The sequence below is a fragment of the Micromonospora ureilytica genome (genome assembly GCF_015751765.1).
GTDB classification, from domain to species: domain Bacteria; phylum Actinomycetota; class Actinomycetes; order Mycobacteriales; family Micromonosporaceae; genus Micromonospora; species Micromonospora ureilytica.
This window is the reverse complement of sequence record NZ_JADOTX010000001.1, coordinates 6901269-6922834: the sequence shown is the minus strand read 5'-3', so window position 1 is coordinate 6922834 and position 21566 is coordinate 6901269. Positions and strand designations below refer to the sequence as shown.

At 73.1% G+C, this 21566-nt stretch carries 19 protein-coding genes and 1 tRNA gene; 6 read left to right on the top strand and 14 right to left on the bottom strand.

Features of this window, described 5'->3' with window-relative positions; translation table 11 throughout:
* Window positions 1-57: 57 nt before the first annotated feature.
* The 3 genes from cobA to cobC are packed head-to-tail and all read right to left on the bottom strand — an operon-like array spanning window position 58 to window position 3528.
* A complete protein-coding gene (gene cobA / locus IW248_RS31890; RefSeq protein WP_196929856.1) occupies window positions 58-1299 on the bottom strand; it encodes a uroporphyrinogen-III C-methyltransferase in 1242 nt (413 codons plus the stop codon).
* 40 nt (window positions 1300-1339) lie between these two features.
* Window positions 1340-2443: a nicotinate-nucleotide--dimethylbenzimidazole phosphoribosyltransferase gene (gene cobT / locus IW248_RS31885; protein WP_196930451.1), complete on the bottom strand. Its 1104-nt coding sequence runs from the start codon at window positions 2441-2443 to the stop codon at window positions 1340-1342.
* Window positions 2443-3528 (bottom strand): Rv2231c family histidinol phosphate aminotransferase CobC, encoded by a 1086-nt coding sequence (gene cobC / locus IW248_RS31880; protein ID WP_196929855.1) that lies wholly within the window; start codon window positions 3526-3528, stop codon window positions 2443-2445. The genes cobT and cobC overlap by 1 nt, the downstream gene beginning before the upstream one ends.
* 121 nt (window positions 3529-3649) lie before the next feature.
* On the opposite strand from cobC, the gene IW248_RS31875 reads away from it, so the two are divergent.
* Window positions 3650-5779: a transglycosylase domain-containing protein gene (locus IW248_RS31875; protein ID WP_196929854.1), complete on the top strand. Its 2130-nt coding sequence runs from the start codon at window positions 3650-3652 to the stop codon at window positions 5777-5779.
* Between the two features lie 22 nt (window positions 5780-5801).
* Here IW248_RS31875 and IW248_RS31870 read toward each other — a convergent pair whose 3' ends face one another.
* Window positions 5802-6371 (bottom strand): GNAT family N-acetyltransferase, encoded by a 570-nt coding sequence (locus IW248_RS31870; RefSeq protein ID WP_124817242.1) that lies wholly within the window; start codon window positions 6369-6371, stop codon window positions 5802-5804.
* Entirely contained in the window at window positions 6368-7771 is a 1404-nt protein-coding gene (locus IW248_RS31865) for a cobyrinic acid a,c-diamide synthase CobB (protein WP_196929853.1), read from the bottom strand. Before IW248_RS31865 ends, IW248_RS31870 begins: the two co-directional genes overlap by 4 nt.
* A gap of 205 nt (window positions 7772-7976) precedes the next feature.
* Between IW248_RS31865 and IW248_RS31860 the strand changes: the two genes are divergently transcribed.
* The gene (locus tag IW248_RS31860) at window positions 7977-8798 is read left to right on the top strand and encodes an SURF1 family cytochrome oxidase biogenesis protein (protein ID WP_196929852.1); all 822 of its coding nucleotides are present in this window, start codon (window positions 7977-7979) and stop codon (window positions 8796-8798) included.
* A 10-nt stretch (window positions 8799-8808) separates the two neighbouring features.
* On the opposite strand, the gene IW248_RS31855 is transcribed toward IW248_RS31860, so the two are convergent.
* The 5 genes from IW248_RS31855 to IW248_RS31835 all read right to left on the bottom strand — a co-directional run bounded on the left by IW248_RS31855 (window position 8809) and on the right by IW248_RS31835 (window position 14195).
* Window positions 8809-10401, bottom strand: a complete 1593-nt coding sequence (locus IW248_RS31855; RefSeq protein ID WP_231396514.1) for an ATP-dependent DNA ligase — start codon at window positions 10399-10401, stop codon at window positions 8809-8811.
* 94 nt (window positions 10402-10495) lie between these two features.
* The gene (locus tag IW248_RS31850) at window positions 10496-10702 is read right to left on the bottom strand and encodes a hypothetical protein (protein ID WP_030333429.1); all 207 of its coding nucleotides are present in this window, start codon (window positions 10700-10702) and stop codon (window positions 10496-10498) included.
* A 78-nt stretch (window positions 10703-10780) separates the two neighbouring features.
* Window positions 10781-12124, bottom strand: a complete 1344-nt coding sequence (locus tag IW248_RS31845; protein WP_196930450.1) for a dipeptidase — start codon at window positions 12122-12124, stop codon at window positions 10781-10783.
* A 36-nt stretch (window positions 12125-12160) separates the two neighbouring features.
* Window positions 12161-13306, bottom strand: a complete 1146-nt coding sequence (locus tag IW248_RS31840; protein WP_196929850.1) for a M48 family metallopeptidase — start codon at window positions 13304-13306, stop codon at window positions 12161-12163.
* A 67-nt stretch (window positions 13307-13373) separates the two neighbouring features.
* Window positions 13374-14195: a uridine kinase family protein gene (locus IW248_RS31835; protein ID WP_231396513.1), complete on the bottom strand. Its 822-nt coding sequence runs from the start codon at window positions 14193-14195 to the stop codon at window positions 13374-13376.
* A gap of 24 nt (window positions 14196-14219) precedes the next feature.
* Between IW248_RS31835 and IW248_RS31830 the strand changes: the two genes are divergently transcribed.
* Complete coding sequence (locus tag IW248_RS31830; protein WP_196930448.1) at window positions 14220-14621, top strand: rhodanese-like domain-containing protein; 402 nt, start codon at window positions 14220-14222, stop codon at window positions 14619-14621.
* Window positions 14622-15106: 485 nt separating this feature from the next.
* On the opposite strand, the gene IW248_RS31825 is transcribed toward IW248_RS31830, so the two are convergent.
* The 3 genes from IW248_RS31825 to IW248_RS31815 all read right to left on the bottom strand — a co-directional run bounded on the left by IW248_RS31825 (window position 15107) and on the right by IW248_RS31815 (window position 18613).
* A complete protein-coding gene (locus IW248_RS31825) occupies window positions 15107-16648 on the bottom strand; it encodes a cobyric acid synthase (protein WP_196929849.1) in 1542 nt (513 codons plus the stop codon).
* Window positions 16645-17631 carry a cobalamin biosynthesis protein gene (locus tag IW248_RS31820; RefSeq protein ID WP_196930447.1) on the bottom strand — a complete coding sequence of 329 codons (987 nt, stop codon included), beginning with the start codon at window positions 17629-17631 and terminating at the stop codon, window positions 16645-16647. Before IW248_RS31820 ends, IW248_RS31825 begins: the two co-directional genes overlap by 4 nt.
* A 202-nt stretch (window positions 17632-17833) precedes the next feature.
* Window positions 17834-18613, bottom strand: a complete 780-nt coding sequence (locus tag IW248_RS31815) for a single-stranded DNA-binding protein (protein ID WP_196929848.1) — start codon at window positions 18611-18613, stop codon at window positions 17834-17836.
* 304 nt (window positions 18614-18917) lie between these two features.
* Here IW248_RS31815 and IW248_RS31810 point away from each other — a divergent pair, with 304 nt between their 5' ends.
* Both IW248_RS31810 and IW248_RS31805 read left to right on the top strand, forming a co-directional pair.
* Window positions 18918-19337, top strand: coding sequence for an HPF/RaiA family ribosome-associated protein (locus tag IW248_RS31810; RefSeq protein WP_124822119.1), 420 nt, complete (start codon window positions 18918-18920; stop codon window positions 19335-19337).
* A 149-nt stretch (window positions 19338-19486) separates the two neighbouring features.
* Complete coding sequence (locus tag IW248_RS31805; RefSeq protein WP_196929847.1) at window positions 19487-20572, top strand: alpha/beta hydrolase; 1086 nt, start codon at window positions 19487-19489, stop codon at window positions 20570-20572.
* A 22-nt stretch (window positions 20573-20594) separates the two neighbouring features.
* On the opposite strand, the gene IW248_RS31800 is transcribed toward IW248_RS31805, so the two are convergent.
* Window positions 20595-21290 (bottom strand): hypothetical protein, encoded by a 696-nt coding sequence (locus IW248_RS31800; protein ID WP_196929846.1) that lies wholly within the window; start codon window positions 21288-21290, stop codon window positions 20595-20597.
* Window positions 21291-21450: 160 nt separating this feature from the next.
* Between IW248_RS31800 and IW248_RS31795 the strand changes: the two genes are divergently transcribed.
* Window positions 21451-21523, top strand: a tRNA-Arg gene (locus tag IW248_RS31795).
* Window positions 21524-21566: the final 43 nt, after the last annotated feature.

The window sequence follows — 21566 nt, the reverse complement described above, 5'->3', positions numbered from 1 at the left end:
GTTACGTGCTAACGGAAACTGTCCAAGATCTAGCCTGCTGGCGCGTTCGGTCGCCGGTCAGCCGTCGAGTGCGCCCACCACGTCGCCCAGCACGACTACCGCGGGCGGGCGCAGGTCGGCGGCGAGCAGGTCGGCGGCCACCTCGCCCAACGTGGACCGCAGGACCCGCTGGGTGCCCGTCGTGGCTTCCTGGACGACGGCGGCCGGCGTCTCCGGTGACCGACCGTGGGCGATCAGGGTGGCCGTGATGGCGGCAAGGTTCTTGAGCCCCATCAGGATCACCAGGGTGCCGTGCAGGCCGGCGAGGGCGTCCCAGCGCACCAGTGAGGCCGGCGAGTCGGGTGCCAGGTGTCCGGAGACCACTGTGAACTCGTGCGCCACCCCCCGATGGGTGACCGGGATGCCCGCTGCGGCCGGCGCGGCGATCGAGCTGGTCACCCCGGGCACCACAGTCACCGGCACGCCGGCCGCCGCGCAGGCCAGCAGCTCCTCGCCGCCCCGCCCGAAGACGTACGGGTCGCCGCCCTTGAGCCGCACCACGAAGGCACCGGCCAGGGCACGGTCGACCAGGATCTGGTTGATCTCCTCCTGGGCCCGGGACGGGCCGTAGGGGATCTTCGAGGCGTCCACCAGCTCGACGTCCGGGCGTAGCTCGTCGAGGAGCAGCCCGGGCACCAGGCGGTCGGCGACCACCACGTCGGCCTCGGTGAGCAGCCGCCAGCCCTTCACGGTGATCAGCTCCGGGTCGCCCGGCCCGGCCCCGACCAGCGCCACCCGGCCGGACTGCCGCCCGCCTGTCGTCTCGGCCGAGGCGTCGGGCCGGCCAGCGCTCCCGTCCGGCGCCAGGCGGACCGCGAGGAGGTCGCGGATCGCGTCGCGCACGGTCATCGCACGGCGCGGGTCGCCGCCGCCGAACACTGCCACGGTGACCGGGCCGTGCCTGGTCACCGCCGGCGTCCAGGCGGTGGCGGCGGTCCGGTCGTCGGCCCGGACGCAGAAGATCCGCCGCTCGGCGGCCACGGCGCTCACCGAGGCCGCCGCCAGCGGGTCGTCGATCGCCACGTGGACCAGCCACGCGCCGTCCAGGTCCTCCGGCACGAACCGGCGCGGCACCCAGTGCAGCCGACCCGCGTCGGCCCGGGCACGCAGCGCCGGGGTCAGCTCCGGGGCCACCAGCAGGACGTCCGCGCCGGCGTCGAGCAGCGCGGGGACCCGCCGGGTGGCGACCGCGCCACCGCCCACCACGACCACCCGCCGCCCGTGCAGCCGCAAACCCAGGGGGTACGGATTGGAGGTCACGCCGCACCACCGAGGCGGACTGCTCGTTCGCTGCGCGTGCTCACTTCTCGGCCACCCCTGCGGAGTCGAAGGTGGCCACCTCGTGCAGCACCCGGACCGCGCCGGTGACCACTGGCAACGCCAGCAGCGCGCCGGTGCCCTCGCCGAGGCGCAGCCCCAGGTCGATCAGCGGGTCGAGGCCGAGGTGGCGCAGCGCCACAGTGGCACCGGGCTCGGTCGAGCGGTGACCGGCGACCATGGCGCAGACCGCCGTCGGGGCGAACGCGGCGGCGGCGAGCGCGGCCGAGACCGCGATCACGCCGTCCAGCAGCACCGGCGTGCGGCGGGCTGCGGCCCCCAGGATCAGCCCGGCCAGGGCGGCGTGCTCCAGACCACCGACGGCGGCCAGCACTCCCAGCGGGTCGGCCGGGTCGGGGGTGTGCCGGGCCAGCGCGGCCCGCACCACGGCCACCTTGTGCGCGTACGTCGGGTCGTCGACCCCGGTGCCCCGACCTGTGGTGTCGAGCGGGTCGGCGCCGGTGAACGCGGCGATCAGCACGGCGGCCGGAGTGGTGTTGGCGATGCCCATGTCACCGGTGAGCAGGATGCCGGCGCCGGCGTCGATCAGCTCGTCGGCGATCCGGATGCCTGTCCGCACCGCCGCCAGCGCCTCGTCCCGGGTCAGCGCGGCGGTCATCGTGAGGTCCCGGGTGCCCCGGCGGACGGAGGCGACGACCAGCCGGGGCACGGCCGGATCGAGCACCGCCGGATCGAGCACCGCCGGGTCGAGCACCGCCGGGTCGGTGTGCAGCGGGGTGGCCACGCCGACGTCGACCACTGTGACCGAGGCGCCGGCCTGCCGGGCGAAGGCGTTGACCACCGCTCCACCGGCCAGGAAGTTGCCGATCATCTGAGCGGTGACCTCCTGCGGCCAGGGGCTCACCCCCTGGGCGTGCACCCCGTGGTCGCCGGCGAAGATCGCCACCGCGGCCGGCTCGGGCAGCGGTGGCGGGCAGGCTCCGGCCAAGCCGGCGAGGCGTACCGAAAGCTCCTCCAGCGCGCCCAGCGAGCCCGCCGGCTTGGTCAGCCGGCCGTGCAGCTCCCGGGCGGCGGCCATGGCCGCTTCGTCCGCCGGGCGGATCGCCGCGATCGTGGTCTCCAGCATCATGCCTCCATGATCTCGCGCAGCACGTCGATGAACGCGTCGGTGGTGTTTCGGTCCCGTACCGCCACCCGCAGCCAGTCCGGGCCGAGGCCGGGGAACGTGTCGCCCCGGCGCACCGCCCAGCCGCGCTCGCGCAGGGCGGCCCGGATCGCTGTCGCGCCCGGCAGGTGCAGCAGGACGAACGCGCTGGCGGGGCGGCCGACGACGCGTACACCGGGCAGGTCGGTGAGGCGCGCGACCAGGTGGTCGCGGTCGGCGGCGAGGTCGGCGGCGATCGCGCGTTCGGCCCGGACCGCGACGGCGCTGGCGCAGGCCGACGCGGCCGCCAGCGCGGGCGTGGAGACGGCCCACAGCGGTTGGACGGCTGCCAGCCGGGACAGCAGCTCCGCAGCGCCGAGCAGGTAGCCGATCCGCAGGCCGGCCAGGCCCCACGTCTTGGTGAGGCTGCGCACCACGAGCAGCCCGGGCAGGTCCCGGCGTTCGGCCAGCGACTCCGGTTCGCCGGGGTGCCCGGAGGCGATCGTGGTGTCGGCGAACGCCTCGTCCACCACCAGCACCCGGCCGGGGCGGGCCAGCGCGGCCACCGTCTGGGCGGGGTGCAGCACCGAGGTCGGGTTCGTCGGGTTGCCGATCATCACGAGGTCGGCGTCGGCGGGCACCCGGGACGGGTCGAGCCGGAAACCGTCGGCGGCGTCGAGCAGCACTCGCTCGACCGGGTGTCCGGCGGCCCGCAGCGCCGCCTCCGGCTCGGTGAACTGTGGGTGCACCACCACGGGGCGGCGAACGCCGCGCAGCGCCTGGGCGATGAGCACGAAGCCCTCGGCGGCGCCGGCGGTGAGCAGTACCTCGTTCGGGTGACGGCGGTGTCGGGCGGCGACCGCCGCGCGGGCCGGCGCCGGGTCCGGATAGCGGGCCAGATCGGTCAGGGTCGCGGCGATCGGGTCGGCCAGCCAGGCGGGCGGCCGCGCCCGACGGACATTGACGGCGAGGTCGATCAGGCCGGCGGTCGCCTCCGCGTCGCCGTGGTGGGCGAGGTCCGGCTCGACCCCGGTGGGTGGGGTGGCCGTGCTCGGCTGATCGGACATGTCCGCGATCCTGCCGGGAAGGTGGCCGGCGGGACAGTCGATCTCGGCGTAAGCCACGTCACCACTCGGCGGTTTAAGAGTTCTTCTCATGTACGAATCGGAAATGTCATAACTTGACCTGGTGAGCAACCGACCCCTTGCTGCCGCTGGTCGACTCGTCCCTCTCCTCCGCGCCGGACTGATCGCCGGAATCGTGATCGCCGCCGCCGCGTACCCGCTGGTCGCCCTCACCGGGCTCGGCGCGAAGGCCACCGCGCACGCCGTGGACCAGAAGACCCGGGTGCTGAAGACCGCCCTGCCCGCCGAGACCTCGTACGTCTACGGCCCGGACGGCAAGACAGTGCTGACCATGTTCTACGAGGAGTACCGGCAGTACACCAAGCTGTCGGACATGTCGCCGAACATCCAGCAGGCGATCATCGCCGCCGAGGACTCCCGCTTCTACCAGCACCACGGCGTCGACCCCAAGGGCGTGGCCCGGGCCTTCGTCTCCAACGCCCGCTCCGGCGGCTCCCAGGGCGCCTCGACGCTGACCATGCAGTACGTCCGGATGGCCCTGCGGGACAGCGCGACCACGCCCAAGGAGGTCCAGGAAGCCACCCAGCAGACCAGCCTGCGCAAGGTCAAGGAGATGCGGATGGCGCTGGACCTGGAGAAGGAGATCAGCAAGGAACAGATCATGGAGCGTTACCTGAACTCGGCGTACTTCGGGCACCGGGCGTACGGCATCTACGCGGCCAGCGAGATCTTCTTCTCCAAGACCCCGAAGGACCTCACCCCGGTCGAGGCCGCCACCCTCGCCGGACTGGTCAAGTCCCCCTCCGAGTACGACCCGGCCGACTCCGACCAGAAGGAGGCCACCGGGCGGCGCAACTACGTGCTGGACCGGATGAGCCAACTCGGCTACCTCTCCCCCGACTCTGCCACCGCCGCCAAGTCCGAGCCGATCCGGCTCAAGCTGACCACCCCACCGCACGACTGCGCCGCGGTGGCGGAGAAGTACAACAGCTGGGGCTTCGCCTGCGACTACCTGAAGAACTGGTGGAGCGCACAGCCCGCGTTCGGGGCGAACCGGCTGGAACGGATGGACAACCTGCGCCGGGGCGGCTACCGGATCGTGCTCAGCCTCGACCCGAAGGTCCAGGCAGCGGCGGAGAAGAACGTCGGCGCCAAGGAGGCCACCGGCAGTCCGTTCGCCAACGGCATCGTGGTCTCCGAGCCGGGCACCGGGCGGGTGAAGGCCATGGCGGTGAACCGGACGTACTCGCTGGACCTGGCCGACAACCCGCAGAGCTCCAACCCCGAGGCCGGGCCGAAGGTGAAGGCCAACTACCCGAACACTGTGGCACCGCTGCTCGGCGGCGGTGACCTGGCCGGCTACCAGGCCGGGTCGACGTTCAAGATGTTCCCGATGCTGGCCGCGCTGGACTCCGGGATGACCCTCTCCACCTCGTTCAACGCCCCACACCGCTACCGCTCCGAGGTCTACGACGGCTGGTCGCCCTCCAACGCCAGCGGCGCGATGTCCGGTCAGCAGACCATGTGGTCCGGCTTCGGCAAGTCGGTGAACACGTACTTCGTGTGGCTGGAGGAGAAGGTCGGCGCGGACCGGGCCGTCCGGTTGGCCGAGCAGCTCGGGCTGCGGTGGCGCACCGACGTCGACCGGGATCACGCATCCCCGGACAAGGCTAAGAAGTGGGGTGCGTTCACCCTGGGCGTCTCCGACGCCACCCCGCTGGAGATGGCGAACGCGTACGCCGCCATCGCGGCCGACGGCCGCTACTGCGAGGCCATCCCCGTACAAGCGATCATGAACCGGGACGGCACGCCCGCCACGTACGCCACACCGGGCGGCCTCCACCGCGAAGTGGCCAAGCCGCGCTGCCGGCAGGTCGTGAGCGCGGACGCCGCGCGGGCGGCCACCGACGCGGCCCGCTGCCCGACCGGAGACACCCCGGCGCGCGGCAGCTGCGGCGGCTGGTCCACCGCCGACAGCGTGCGGGGAACCGTCGGACGCCCGGTGGCCGGCAAGACCGGTACGACCGACAGCACCCGATCGGCCTGGTTCGTGGGCTACACCCCGGAGTTGGCCGCGGCGAGCTTCATCTCCGACCCGGACAATCCGTTCAACGCCGTCGGTGACGGGCAGTCCCAGATCCCGATCAAGGCGGTCTCGGAGACCCTTCGTGACGGCCTGAAGGGCACACCGACCCGCCAGTTCACCCCACCGTCGGACGCCATCGTCGGCTGACGGTCCGCCCGTCGCGCGTGACTCAGCGCAGGTCGGCGGCGACGAACGACCAGACCTCCAGGTCCACCCGGCCACCGCTGACGAACCCGGCGTTACGCAGCAGACCCTCGTAGCTGAACCCGGCCTTCTCCGCGACCCGGCGCGAGGCCAGGTTGCCGGGTGCCACCCGCAGCTCGACCCGTTGGAAGCCGTGCTCCAGGATCAGCGCGATGGCCACCGCGTCGACAGCCTCGGCGGCGAGGCCGAAGCCCCGCGCGTGTGCCGCCATCGCGTAGGAGATCTCGGTGAGACGGGCGCCCCAGTCGGTGCGCCTCGTCCACAGCGAGCCCACCACCTGGTCGTCCTCCCGCCGGAGCACCGCGTAGTGGTCGCCCTCCCCACTGTCGCGCCGCTGCCGGGCCAGGTCGGTGCACCAGGCCAGCCCGTCGATCGGACCGGAGTCGTCGGGCAGCGGCAGCCAACGCCGGGTCAGCTTGTCGGCGAAGATCTCACCGGCCGCCGCCGCGTCGGCCGAAATGAGCTGACGCACCTCGGTACGCGGGGTGGAAACGGTCAACGCCGGGAATCGGCGCACCGCCACCTGACCGATCACACCGACACCTCGCCCGACTGCGCGGGTACCACCTCGCTCGTCGGGTCGGCCGCCGCGGCGGCGACCAACCGCGCCGCCGTCGCCGGATGGCTGGCCCAGTGCACTGTGAGCTGCGAGGCGTGCACGTTGCGCCAGACGAAGCCCTCCGGCGCGCCCCCGTCCCAGCTCCAGGCCGGGCGCTGACCGGCGCGGGGGGTGAGCACCGCGCGGTGCGCCTTGTGCCCGACCAGCACCGTGCCGGTGGCGGCAACCACGCTGTCGGTCTGGGCGGTCGCCTCCCGGTAGCCGGCCACCACCCCGTCCCGGCTGACACCTACCGCGTCCAGGACACCGCACATCGGCAGCCCGTCCAACTCCCGAGCCAGCCAGAGCAACCCGGCGCCCTCGGCGATCACCGGACGCCCGGTCCGCGCCAACTCGGCCACCGCGATGCAGAGCCGCCGGTTGGCCGACAACTGCTCGGCGTACGCCTCGGGCAGCGCGCCACCGACGACCAGCGCGCGGGTGCCGACCGGCAGCGCCTCGTCGCGCAGCGGGTCGACGACGACGACCTCGGCACCGGCGGCCCGGAGCAACTCTGTGGTCTCCGGGTGGCTGAAGCTGCCACCCGGCCCGCCGGCCACCGCCACCAACGGACGGTTCGCCGGAGCCTTGAACGTGCCGAGGGCCTCCTCGGGAGACCAGGCCGGCGTCGGCAGCGGCGGGGCGGAGCGGGCCAACCCGAGCAGCCGTTCCAGATCGACAGTGGCGGCGACCGCCTCGCCCAGCCGGCGCACCGCACGGATGGCGTCGGCCGAGTCGTCGACCACCGGCGCCACACCGTGCCGCCGCGACGGCAGCACCGCGGGCAGGTCCTGGCGACGCAACGCGCCGTAGACCGGCACTCCCACGTCGTCCAACGCCTCGCGCAGCATCCCCTCGTGCCGCGACGACGCCACCCGGTTGAGGATCACCCCACCGAGCCACAACTGCTCGTCGTACGAGCGGAAACCGTGCACCAGGGCCGCCACCGACTGGCCCATCGCGGCCACGTCGACAACGAGCACCACCGGGCTGCGCAGCGCGGCGGCCGCGGCGGCCGTGGACTCCTGCTCGGGACGGCCGCCGACCGAGTCGTACAGCCCCATGCTGCCCTGCACCACGGCGAGCCCGGCACCGGCGGCGCCGTGCGCCACCAGCGGGGCGAGCCGGTCGATGCCGACCAGCCGGGGGTCGATCACCCGACCTGGCCGACCGGAGGCGAGACCGAGGTAGGCGGCGTCGACGTGGTCCGGCCCGAGCTTGAACCCGGCGACGTCGACCCCTCGCTCGGCCAGGGCGGCGAGCAGCCCGATCGCCAGCGCGTTCTTACCGTGCCCGGAGGACGGCGCGCTGAGCACCAGGCGCGGCACGACGGTCATCATCGACTCCTCGCGAGCGGCGGCGGGTACGCGACGGGACGACCGAGGCCGATCCGTCGGCGTGACGATACCCGCCCAGCCGGAGGCGCGAGCACCGCCAACCGGGGCGGGCGGCCCGGCCCTGGCAGGGCCCCTGGCGACGGCCCCGGCCCGGTCCGGCCCGGTCCAGGTCAGTGGCGCCGGTCATACGAGTAGCCTCGGTGCCGTGTACCGGTTCCTGCTGAGCCCACGTTGGCTGGGCGCTCTCGCGCTGACCCTTGTCGCGGCCGCCGTCATGGTGTTCCTCGGCAACTGGCAGTTGGACCGCTACCGGGGGCGCACCGAGGTCAACGAGCGGATCGACGCGGGCCAGCGGATGGCTCCCGCGCCGCTCGCCGACGCGCTGCGCGCTCCCGCCGGCGGCGCCGGAACCACGGGTCCGGCCCCCGCCGAGGACAAGGTCTGGACCCGGGTCACCGTCACCGGCCGGTACGACCCCACGAACACCGTGCTGGTCCGGGGCCGGACGGTGGACAGCCGGGTCGGCTTCGAGGTGCTCACCCCGCTGGTGCTCACCGACGGCACGGCGCTGTTGGTGGACCGGGGCTGGATCCCGCCGGCACCCGGTGGGGCGACCGCCCAGCCGTCGGTGCCGGCCGCGCCGACCGGCGACGTGACGGTTGTCGGTCGGGTGCACGAGACCGAGAGCGGCGCCGGCGCGGTGGCCCGCCGCGACGGGCTGCTGGAGATCCGGCGGATCGGGGTGTCGCGGCTGGCCGGCGAGCTTCCCTACCCGGTCTACGGCGCGTACCTGCTGCTCGACGAGCAGACCCCGGCAGCCGATCCGGTGTTCAAGGCGGTGCCGGTCGGGCACGCCAACAACTGGCAGAACTTCGGCTACGTCGTGCAGTGGTGGCTCTTCGCGGTGATGGCTCTGTTCGGTTACGGCTGGGTGGCCCGTCGAGAGGCCCGCCGGGCCGCCGGCATCGGCACCACCCCGGCTCCGCTGGACCGGGCCGCCGAGCCGACGCCGACCGCGTCCGCCTGACCTCGGCCCGTCAGCCGCTCACGCGGCCGGCGTGGATGGCGCGGACCGCGTCGATGGTGTCCGCCTCGGCGGCGGACTTGTCGTCGCGGTAGCGCACCACCCGGGCGAACCGCAGCGCCATTCCACCGGGATAGCGCGAGCTGGTCTGCACCCCGTCGAAGGCGATCTCCACCACCTGCTCGGGTCGGACCCGGACCACCCAGTCGCCGCGTTCCACGGCGAGGTCGAGGAACCGCTCGGTCTGCCACCGCAGCAGCTCGTCGGTGAGCCCCTTGAACGTCTTGCCGAGCATCACGAACTCGCCGGTGCGCGCGTCACGGGCCCCCAGATGCAGGTTGGACAGCCAGCCCTTGCGTCGGCCACTGCCCCACTCCACGGCGAGCACCACCAGGTCGAGGGTGTGCCGCGGTTTCACCTTGACCCAGGCGGCACCGCGTCGGCCGGCGTCGTAGGGGGCGCCGGGCGCCTTGACCACCACGCCCTCCTGCCCGGCGTCGAGCGCCGCGGCGAACGCGGCGACCGCCTGCTCCGGATTGTCGACCTCCATGCGCCCGACCAGCAGCGACGAATCCACCAAACCGGCGAGGGCGGCCCACCGATCCCGGCCGGGACTGTCGATCAGATCCTGGCCGTCGAGGTGCAGCAGGTCGAAGAAATACGGAGTGAGGACCGTCGCGCCCGTGCTGGCGGCCGCCGCGAGCACCGCCGGGGCGACAGGTGTGCGGCCGGTGGTGCTGGGGGTGGTGCGTCGGGCGGCCCGACTCGACGTCTGCTGGAACGGCAGCGGGCGGCCGGTCTGGTCCAGGCCGATCGCCTCGCCGTCGAGGACCAACTCGCGGCCGGGCAGGGCACGGACGGCGGCGACCACCTCGGGCACCCGGCTGGTGATCTCGTCGAGGCTGCGGGTGAACACCGCGATGTCGGCACCGGAGCGGTGCACCTGGATGCGAATGCCGTCGAGCTTCACGTCGACCACCGCCGGGCTGCCGGTGGCGGCGAGCGCCTCGTCGACCGAGGGGGCGCTCTGCGCGAGCATCGGCGCCAGCGGTCGACCGACCTGCAGACCGAACCCGGCCAACTCGGCGGCCCCTCCGGCCAGCGCGGCCACCGCCACGGCCCGGAGATCACCGGCGAGCAGCAGCGCCCGGCGGACCGCCGCCACCGGCACCTCGGCGGCCCGGGCGATCGCATCCGCGAGGAGCCCGGCCTGGGCACCCTGGCGCAGCTCGCCACTGAACAGGCCGGTGAGCAGGCGCTGCTCGTCGGCCGTCGCCGCCGCGTAGAGGGCGCCGAGCAGCGCCCGACGCCGAGCCTGCGAGCCCGAGCCGTGCACTGCGGCGATCTGCGCGATGGCCGCGTCCACGGCGGCCACCGTCAACGTCGGCTCGACGGCCGGTGGCGGCAGGTCACGCAGGCTCGCGTAGCCGACCCCGGTCTGCCGTTGGCGCAGCTCACCGGCCAGATAACCGGCGCCGGGCTCGACCTCGTCGGGGTCGAGCCGGCGCAGCGCGTCAGCGAGCAGCTCCACCTTGGCCCGTCGGCCGCTGGTGGCGCCGACGGCGGCGGACGTGGCTGCCAGATCGAGGAACCGCACGCAGCTCATCCTGCCAGTCACCTCCGACACCGCCCGGGCATTGCCGTGCCCGGGCGGTGTCGGCAGGGTGCCGCCCGCTCATGCGGACGACAGGCTCCGGCCCTTAAGCGGAGACGGGCTCCTCGATGCGCAACCCTCGGGCGCGGACCTCGCCGGCGACCCGGGAGAGCACCGAGTCGAGGGCGACCAGTGCGGCGGAGAGCTCACCGAGCTGTTCGTTGAGCGTGTCCTCGGACCACGCGGAGACATCGACATCTCCCAGCGCGCTGACAGCGGCCCCCAACCGGGCCATCACCTCGTTCGTACTCATGTACGAAAGGCTATAACAGGTGGTCGGCCGACACGCCGTAAACCCCCAGATCAGGGCCCAAAGTTGCCGCACTGGAACCTAACCGCCCACCGCCGCCACGTTGCGCAGGAGAAGCGCCTCGGCGAGACAGACCCGGGCGAACTCCCCCAGGTGCAGACTCTCGTTCGGGCCGTGCGCGCGGGCGTGCGGATCCTCCACGCCGGTCACCAGGATCGCCGCCTTCGGGAACATCTCCTGAAAGGTGGCGATGAACGGAATCGAGCCGCCGACGCCGATGTCCACCGGGTCGGTGCCGTCCCAGGCGGTCCGGAAGGCCGAACGGGCGGCATCGAACATCGGCCCGGACGCGTCGATCACGCACGGGTCACCGTCGTGTTCGAAGCTGACAGTCACCTGCGCGCCCCACGGCGCGTGCTGCTCCAGGTGCGCGCGCACCGCCGCGTACGCCCGCTTGGGGTCGTCGCCCGGGGCCAGGCGGATGCTGAGCTTCGCCTTCGCGGCCGGAACCAGGGCGTTCGGCGCCTCGCCGGTGGACGGCGCGTCGACACCGAGGATGGCCAGCGCCGGCTTGGTCCAGAGCCGGTCGGTGATCCGGCCGGTGCCGATGAACTGCACGCCGTCGGCGAGCCCAGCCTCGGCCCGGACCCGCTCCTCCGGGTAGTCGACGGCGGCGCCCTCCCGGCCCACCAGCCCGTCCACTGCCACGTTCCCGGCGTCGTCGTGCAGCGTCGCCAACAGCCGGACCAGCGCGGTGAGCGCGTCCGGCACGGCGCCGCCGAACATGCCGCTGTGCACCGCGTGGTCCAGCGTGCGCACCTCCACGAAGCAGTTCACGATGCCCCGCAGCGAGGTGGTCAACGCCGGTACGCCGATGTCCCAGTTGCCGGAGTCCGCGATCACGATGACATCCGAGGCGATCTCGTCGCGGTGCTCGGCAAGCAGTTGCTCCAGCGAGTCGGAGCCGTACTCCTCCTCGCCCTCGATGAACAGGACCACGCCGACCGGCAGCGCGTCACCGTACGCGCGCAGCGCCGCGACGTGCGCCATGATGCCGGCCTTGTCGTCGGCCGCGCCCCGGGCGTAGAGCCGGCCGTCCCGCTCCACCGGCTCGAACGGGTCGGACTCCCACAGCGACCGGTCGCCGACCGGCTGGACGTCGTGGTGGGCGTAGAGCAGCACTGTGGGTGCGCCGGGCGGGGCGGCCCGACGGCCGATCACCGCGGGCTGGCCGCCGGAACGCACGATGTCGACGTCCAGGCCACAGCCGCGCAGCAGCTCGGCGACCGCCTCGGCGGAGCGTTCCACGTGCGAGTGGTCGAAGCCCTCGAAGGCGATGCCGGGGATGCGGACGAGCCGCTCCAGGTCGGCGCGTACGCCGGGCATCTCCCGCTCGACGGCGGCCCGCACCTCGGACTCGGACATGATCGGTGAGGTCATGGCCGGAATCGTATGCCGGCCTTACCGGGGCGTGCCGGCGGAGCCCGTACCGTCACCGTTCTCCGTGGGGTCCCCGCCGGCCCGAGCGCCGGGAGCGGCCCGGCCGGCGCGGTGTGCGCGGCCCGCCGCCTCGGTGGCCGCGTCCATCCACGAACGGGCCCGGCCGGCGGTGCCGCCCACCCACTCGCCGACGTCGCTCGCGCCGTCGCCGAGCCGCCGCAGCAACCCGACAAGTGGGTCGGTGGACCGGCTGAACTCCTCCCGGTACGACTCGGCAGCCGCCTTGATCTCCTCCGAGACGCTTGTCGAGCCATCGTCCTCGCGGCGCGGATAGTCCCCGGCCAGCACCCGCCCGTACGCCCCGGAGTCGATCCACTGGCGCAGCTGCGCCGCCCGCGCCACCGGCGCCGGGTGGGTGCTCCATGCCGTCATCCGGATCTTGTGCAGGCTGTCGCGCAGGTCGCCCCCACCGGCGTACTCGGCGGCCTGCTCCAGGAAGGCCGTCGTGTCGACCTGGGACAGATCACCGCCGCCGGCCAGCTTCATCAGCAACCGCAGCGCGGCGCCCGGGTCCTGCCCGGCGAGCAGGCCGGCCCGGTCGGCGGAAAGCTCCGCCTTGCGCCACCACTCCAGCATCGCCGCGATGATGGCCCGCAGCGCTATCGCACCGACTGGCAACCAGCTCAGGTTGGCCGCCCACCGGGTGAGAATCATGAGCATGGTCTTGTAGACCGCGTGCCCGCTGCCCACGTGCCCCAACTCGTGGCCGAGCAGGCAGCGCAGCTCGTCCTCGTCGAGTTGCTGCACGCACGCGGAGTTCAGCACGATGAACGGCCGCTCCAGCCCGACCGCCTCGGCGCCCAGCCAAGGCGACTGGGTCACGTACAGCTCGGGCAGCTCGGCCACGTCGAGCGCCGCCGCGGCCTCGGTGTAGCGCTGCCACACCGCCGGGTACTGCCGGTGGTCGACCCGGATGCCGGAGGCCAGCACTGACAGCCGGAAACCCCGCTCGTTCCACATCCCGAAGAACGCGCGTACCACGTCGTCGAAACCGCGCAGCTCCCGCAGCGCGACCAGGGCGCCCCGGTCGGCCGGATGCTCCCAGGCCCGTGAGCTGATGCCGGTGAGAGTGATTCGACGCCGCGCTGGCGCGTCCGCTGCTGTCATGGTGGCTCCCCGTTCGCCGTAGCTCCCCGCATCGTGCCGCAGTCACTGGCCGACGTCCATGCCCCGCTCAGCACAGCCGCACGTAGTACCGGTCCGCGTCGTGTGGCAGCGTCGGCGCGCCGTCCACCAACAGGTCGGCGTGGTTCGCGGTCTCGTCGACGGTGAAGTGCGCCCTCTCCCCCTCGTGCCAGCGCCGCAGCTCGGGCAGGATCTCCGGCCCGTCCCGGGCGACCGCGCGGGCCAGCCGCAGCGACGCGGGCGCGGTGACGAACACGGCAAGCGTCAGCTCCGGCCGGACGACCGCACGGGCGGCGCTGACCCCCTCGACCACCAGCACCGGAGCCACCGGAACCGGAACCGGCCGGGGCAGAAAGCACTGCCGGACCCAGCTGTACCGCCGGTAGGCGCCCGGCTCCCCGTTGCGCAGCGGGGCGAGCACCCACTCGTCGAGCCGGGGCCAGAAGGTGACCTGGTCGTCCCACCCGTCGAGCAGGTCGTCGGTGTGCACCACCGGCGGTCGGCCGCCGAGCGGCCCCGCCAGGGCATCCGCGAGCTGCGCGGCGAACCGGCTCTTACCCGCGCCGCTCGGCCCGTCGACAGCGACGAGCCGGGTCCGCCCCAACCGCGCCGGGCCCGCGAGCACCCGACGAGCCAATTCGGCGTACGCCTCGACAACCGCGACGGTCGACCCGCCAGTTCCCGGGTTCAGCTCAGCCTCGCGTGGTGCATGGCCGAAGTATGCCGCCACCGCTGCCGGGCAGGTCAGGGTGGGCCACGCCGACACGTCCGGCTGACCGCCCTGGCCGGTCACCATCACGTCCGGGGGAATTGGTGCGGCGACGGGTGACGGGCGGCCCGTTCCCCGCCGGGCGTGCCACCGAATCGGCATGATCGGGTGGTGCTCCGAGACGTGATGAGCCCCGGTATAGACGCCCTACTCGAACAGGCCCGCGCCGGGCTGCACCGACTGACTCCGCAGCAGACCGTAGAGGCGGTCCGCGGCGGCGCGTTGCTGGTCGACACCCGTACCGAACTACAGCGTCGAGAACAGGGCGACCTGCCGGGCGCGGTCGTCATCGACCGGACCGTACTGGAGTGGCGCCTCGATCCGGCCAGCGCCTGGCGGATCCCGGAAGCCACCGGGTACGACCGGGAGATCGTGCTGGCGTGCCGGCAGGGCTACAGCTCCAGCCTCGCCGCCGCCAGCCTGCAGACCCTCGGGCTGCGCCGGGCCACCGACATGATCGGTGGCGTGGACGCCTGGCTCGCCGCCGGCCTGCCCACATCCGACCGCCCCGCCGACATCCGCCCCTGATATCCCCCGGCCTCGCCCCGGGTGGGCGGTCAGCTCAAGATCGCACTCGAACCAGGAAACAGGCCCCTCCCCGCACGGACGACGCCCCTACAACAAGGATCGAGCACGATCACGCGGAAGTGGCGACCCGGGACCGCCACCGACACAACTCGCTCAGCGACCCCCGCCCACTTTCAGGGAAACTGCTGCCTCGCGACCGGCTGAGGCAGCAGTTCCCCTGAAAGTGCGCAGATCTTGGACCCTTTGCGCGGCCACTGCGGGTGGACCCGGTACGGGCTGACGCCGCCAGCTCAAGATCACGCTCGAACCAGGAAACAGGCCCCTCCCCGCACGGACGACGCCCCTACAACAAGGATCGAGCACGATCACGCGGATGTAGTGGGGCCCACGACAGGCCCGGCTCAAGATCGCACCTCACCGCCCCGGACACGGCCCCGCCCGCACGCTCCACGTGGGACGGTGAGCCGGTCGAGACGGTTCGCCGGTCAGGAGGGTGGCGGGCCGGGTGGGATGAAGGGGAGGCCCGCGGGTGGGCCGGCTTCGATGAGACGCCAGAGGGCATCGGTGTCCAGGTGTTCCTCGACCAGGTCGCCGAGCAGGTCGAGTGAGCGTTCCCGGGCGGCGGCGAAGCTGGTGTCCGGTGCGACCCGGAACCCGCTGCGGCCGGCCAGGCGAGCCGCCTCGGTGAGGAACCACCTGCGGAACCCGTCGGACTCGAACGCCCCGTGCCAGTGCGTGCCGTGCACCGCGCCGAGCACGGCTCCCTCTCCGACACCGTCGTCGCTGGTCAGCAGCGGGGTCAGGCCGGGGTCGGCGTGTGACACGTACCCATGGTGGATCTCGTAGCCGCGCACCGGGAGGCCGCCGTGGCCGGTGCCCACCGACTGCCGGACGGTTTTGCGCGGATCGAAGGTGATGTCGATGGGCAGCAGACCGAGCCCCGGCACGCTGCCCTGCCGACTCTCCACAGGGTCGTGGATGGCGCGGCCCAGCATCTGGAAACCGCCGCAGAGGCCAAGCAGGGGTTTGCCGGCCGCCACGTGGGTGGCCACCGCGTCGGCGAGGCCCGTTTCGCGCAGCCACCCGAGGTCCGCGACGGTGGACTTGGAGCCGGGCAGGACGACCAGGTCGGCGGCGGCCAGCTCGGCCGGCTCGATGGTGAGGCGTACCCGGACGCCCGGCTCGGTGGCGAGCGCCTCCACGTCGGTGGCGTTGCTGATCCGGGGCAGGCGGACGACGGCCACGTCCAGCCATTCGCTGCCGTGCGGGGCGGCGGGTCGGCCGAGCACCCGGCCGTAGGCGAGTGAGTCCTCCGCGTCGAGCCACAGGTCCAGTGCCCAGGGCAGCACCCCGTACGTGGGGCGGCCGGTGACCTGACGCAGCATGTCCAGACCTGGTTGGAGCAGCCCGAGGTCGCCCCGGAACTTGTTGATCACGAAGCCGGCGATCAGCGCCTGGTCGGCCGGGTCGAGCAGTGCCACGGTGCCGAACATCGAGGCGAAGACACCGCCCCGGTCGATGTCGCCGACGACGATGGTGGGCAGGTTGGCGTGCCGGGCCAGCCCCATGTTGACGTAGTCGCCGGCCCGCAGGTTGATCTCCGCGGGGCTGCCGGCGCCCTCGCAGATCACCACGTCGTACGTCTCGCGCAGCTCGGCCAGTGCGCCGTACGCGGTCTCGGCGAGCCGGGGACGTAGCTGCCGGAAGGTGCCGGCGGTGATCGTGTCTACCGCCTCGCCCAGCAGCACGACCTGACTGGCCAGGTCGCTGCCCGGCTTCAGCAGCACCGGGTTGAACCGCAGGTCGGGTGCGAGCCCGCACGCCGCGGCCTGCATGGCCTGGGCGCGTCCGATCTCGCCGCCACGCCCGTCCGGCCCGACGACCACCGCCGAGTTGTTCGACATGTTCTGCGCCTTGTACGGCGCCACCCTCACGCCCTGCCGATGCAACCAGCGGCAGATGCCGGCGGTGAGCACGCTCTTGCCAGCATCGGATGTCGTGCCGGCCACCAGAAGCCCGCCGCTCACCGCCCGCTCACCTGCCGCACCCCGACCAGTGCGTGCCTGCTCACGGCACCGACCAAGCGGCCAAGGGTCACCGGATACGCGGCGGCCAGCCCGACGGCGGCCAGCCCGACCGCGCCGGAGATCCGGGCGGCCCGCTTCAGGTGCCGCGCCTCGGGACGGGGACCGTCGCCGAGGAACGGCCGGACCTCGGAGCGCCCGAAGTAGACGTTGCGCCCACCGAGACGGACCCCGAGCGCACCGGCCATCGCCGCCTCGCACTGACCGGCGTTGGGGCTCGGGTGGTCGTTGCGGTCCCGCCGCCACACCTGCCAGGCACGCTGGCGGTCCCCGTGCGCGACCGGCGCGACGGCGATGGTGAGCAGACCGGTCAGCCGGGACGGCACGAGGTTGAGCGCGTCGTCCAGCCGAGCGGCCGGGGTACCGAACCGCGCGTAGCGCGCCGACCGGTGCCCGACCATCGCGTCGAGGGTGTTGGCCGCGCGGTAGCCCAGCAGCCCGGGCAGGCCGGCGACCGCACCCCAGAGCAGCGGAGCGACGACCGCATCGGAGGTGTTCTCCGCGACCGACTCGACTGTGGCACGGGCCAGCTCCGACTCGTCAAGCGTCGACGGGTCCCGCCCGCAGAGGTGACCGAGCCGTCGCCGGGCAGCGGGCAGGTCGCCGTCGCGCAGCGTCCGACCCATGACTGTCGCCTCGTGCCGTAGCGTGCGGCCGCCCAGCACGCTCCACGTGCCGGCCGCCACGAGCACCGCCCGGGTCACCGGCCGGTGCCGGGTGGCCGCCGCGGCGACCGCCCCGAGCAATACCGGCCCTCCGACGGCCAGGGCGGTGAATGCCGTACCCGCCGCTCGGTCCGGGCGGTAGAGGCGGCGCTCCAGCGCGCCTGCGGCCTGCCCGAAGCCGGCCACCGGGTGCCACCGGCGGGGGTCGCCGAGCAGCCTGTCCAGCGCGTACCCGGCCAGCAGCCCCACCGCGTTCGCCATCGGCGCTGTCCGTCGCACCCGCACCACCTCCGGCCGGCCAGCCTAGACGAGCACCCCGTGAGCCAGCCCAACCCACGGTCCCGCACCGGCAACGAGAACCGCCGGAGCGAACAGGCGGGCCAGCCGTCCGACGCCCGTCACGCGGGGTGACGACGCTTGTCACGCCGCCACCCCGCCCCCGTCGTGCCGCACCACCGATCGGTCAGGCTGGCTGCGGGATCCGGCCCCGGCCACGCCGCCCTCGACCGGGCTGCGCCGGCTCCGGCTGCCCCTCGTCGGGCACCGGCCCCAACTCGATGTCCAGGTCAGCGTCGGCGTTGTCGTCGTCCTCCCCGGGCGGAGGGGCCAGCTCGTCGTCGAGGCCCGAGGAGACCCCACCGACCGGGGAGGTTCCCCCACTCAGGGGGACCCCGTCGCTCGGGGAGCTGTCGTCGTCCGACGGGAGGTTGCCGAACGGGCTGGTTCGCAGCTCGGCGTAGTCGGGCAGCTCGAAGTCGTCGTCCAGCTGACGGTCGTCGGGCAGCACGGGCGCCTGCCCAGCGGGCACCGGCTCGGTGGGCTCGCCGTGCACCCGGCTTTCGGCCTCCGCGTCCTCCACCGTGCTGGTTGTCATGCTCGGCCGGTTGCGCAGGAACCGGGCTCGACCTCGGGACAGGTCGTGGCCGACGGCGACCGCCTCCAGTTCGTAGAGCGTGCGGTGGTTACCGGCGTCGTCGGTCCAGTCGCGGGTGTAGAGCCGTCCGCAGACCACCACCGGGTCGCCGATCATGACGGAGGCCGCCACTCCCTCGGCGAGCTTGCGCCAGCAGTTGACGCGGACGCGGAGCGAATTTCCGTCGACCCACCGACCGCTGTCCCGATCGAGTCGGCGGGCGGTGGAGGCGACCTTGAAGTTGGCCACCAAGGTGTTGCTCTGGGTCGTACGTCGCCATTCTGGCGTGGTCAGCACATTGCCGACGATTGTCACGTAAGTGTCGAACATCGTCCCTCCAGGGGGATCGGGGCCTGCCAGCGCGAGTCGACTCGACACCGAGCATCGACACTGAGGGCACCCGTCGCCAGCGCCCATCCCCCGCCTGTGGATGACGAACCCACCTGTGGACAACGCCCTGATCACGCCCCGATGTGGTACGCCCGACCCGCCCGACGCGCCGTCCACGGTTTCCCACGCCGCCCGAACTGGGTAAGGACTTGATCAACGCACCACCGACAGCTCCACGTCGACGAGAGGTCAGCGCCATGACGATCACTACCATCGGCTCCGCGAACGCTTCCGAGGCGCGGCGATGAGCGCCGTGGCGAACCCGGCCACCGTGGCTGAGTGCCTGCGGGTGGGCGCCGGGTTCTCGCAGGGCGACCGCAACTGGATCGCCGAGCAGTTCGCCACCCTCGACGCCCGGCTCGCCAGCTTCCACGCTGACGCCACCGAGCTGGAGGTGTCGGTCAAGGACCGGGAGGCGCGCGGGCAGAAGGTCACCCTGGAGTGCTGGATCGCCGGCCGGCAGAAGATCGTCACCACCTCCGCGGAGGAGGACCTGCACGCCGCCCTGAACGACGTCCGTGACGACCTGCGGCGTCGGCTCAACGACGCCAAGACCCGCCAGGAGCCCCGGCACAACAAGCACCTGCGCGACGTCCCCCAGCCGCAGGCTGAGGTCGACGAGTCCGAGAACACGGCCCCCCGCGCCGACGCGGAAACCGCCTGACCCACGCCCAACCCCGCGATCTTGCACTTTCGGCTCCCGAACAGCGGCTATCGCCCCTTATGTCGGGGCAGAAAGTGCAAGATCGCGGGGGCACGCATCGGCGAGGCTCGGGCTACCGCTGGGTAGGGCGGGGGCGTAGCGTCGCGTTCGTGGAACCGGACGTGTTGGGGCCGCCGTACGAGCGGCAGACGATCGACCTGGGCACCGACGACGAAGGCCCCGTTGTCGCGACACTGGTCCGGCGGCGGGCCGAGCGCCCCACCGGGCGGGCCGTGCTCTACGTACACGGCTTCGTCGACTACTTCTTCCAGACGCACCTGGCCGACTTCTTCGCCGAGCGAGGCTGGGACTTCTACGCGCTCGACCTGCGCAAGTACGGTCGCAGTCTGCTCCCGTCCCAGACCCCGAACTTCTGCCGCGACATCAGCGACTACTTCCCCGAGCTGGACGCCGCCGCTGAGATCATCCGCAAGGACGACGGGCACGACACCCTGCTGGCGATGGGCCACTCCACCGGCGGCCTGATCATCTCGCTCTGGGCGGACGCCCGCCGCGACACCGGCACCATCGACGGCCTGGTGCTCAACAGCCCCTTCTTCGACCTGAACGCCCCCTGGGCGGTCCGTCGACCCCTCGCGGCCGCCGTGTCCCGGCTGGGCCGCAGGGCGCCGCACCGCATCCTCCCGTTCGGGCTGGGCACGGTGTACGGCGAGAGCATCCACTCCGACCACCGCGGCGAGTGGACCTACGACCTGGCGTGGAAGCCGCTGGCCGGGTTCCCGGTCCGGGCCGGCTGGCTGAACGCGATCCGCACCGGGCAACGCCAGCTCCGCGCCGGGCTGGACATCCAGGTGCCGGTGCTGCTGGCCTGCTCGACCCGCTCCTTCCGGGGCACCAAGTGGCACGACAACGCGACCCTGGCCGACGCCGTACTAGACGTCGAACACATGGTCCGCTACGCGCCCCGCCTCGGTCGCCACGTCACCCTGGCCCGCTTCGACGGCGGGCTGCACGACCTCACCCTCTCCGGCCCCGCCGTACGGAAGAAGGTCTTCGACGAGGTGGGCCGCTGGGCCGAGGCGTTCCTCGCCGCCGGCCCCACCGCCCCGGCCGACGCCGCACGCTTAGACGCGTCCCTAGCGGATGCCGCGCCGACCGACGCCGGCCGAGCTGACGCCGCGCAGACCAACGCGCAGACGGCCGACGCGGCGGGGGCGACGACGCCCGGCGGCTGACCAGGCCGGACGGCGTCGCCGCTCAGACGTCGCCGGGCGTCGCCGGGAGGACGGCACGGATCCGGTCGAAGGTCGCCACCGGATGCCCGCCGATGCCGGGCAGGACCAGGCCCAGGCAGTACGGGGAGACTTCACCGGTGGGCTCAGCCTGGACGATGAAGACCGGTGCGCCGACGTACCCCGGCGGCAGCTCCGTGGTGATCAGCACGGCGTCCCCGTCGCGGACCACCCGCTCGATCGCGACCTCAAGCGGACGCGACAGGTCATCGCGTACCCCATGGGCCAGCACGAAAGCGGAACCGGCGTCGGCGCCGAGGCGGGCGACCACCTCGGGCCCGGCGGCGATCCCCGCCGGCACCGGCTGGACCCGCCACCGCCAGCCGCCGTCACCGGCATGGCGGTGCAGGCCAGCGGTCGGCAACACCGCGACCCCGTCGCCCGGGAAGCGGGCCCAACCGGGCACGATCTCGGCCTCGGAGATGACGGCCGGGGCCACCCCCACCGGCTCCGTGACGCTCGACCGCAGGCCCAACTCGCCCCCGGACCCGCCCACCAGGTCGGCGGCCGTCAGCAGCGACTCCCCCACCGGGTCGTCGCCGCCCTGAAAGAAGAACGCGGTACCGAAGGCGCCCGATGACCGGTACGGCAGGATGGCGCGACCAACGACCTGGCACAGCTCGTAGGCGACGTCGCTCTCGGCGTCGGAATCCAGCAACACCAGCCAAAGGTACGGTCCGGCGCCAGGTCGGTCCGCGGTAACCCGGATGCCCGCTACGAGGTCGACGTGAGACTCTGCTCGGCAACGTGGACGCGGGCACCCTTTTCGCCGTCGAGCAGTGGGACGGCGGTACCCTCTGGGCGCGACATCCACGCCACACGCGCCCGTAGCTCAGCGGATAGAGCAGGGGACTTCTAATCCCAAGGCCGCAGGTTCGAATCCTGCCGGGCGCACCGTTCTTTACCTGCCTGGACTGTACCCCGTCAATGGCGGGCA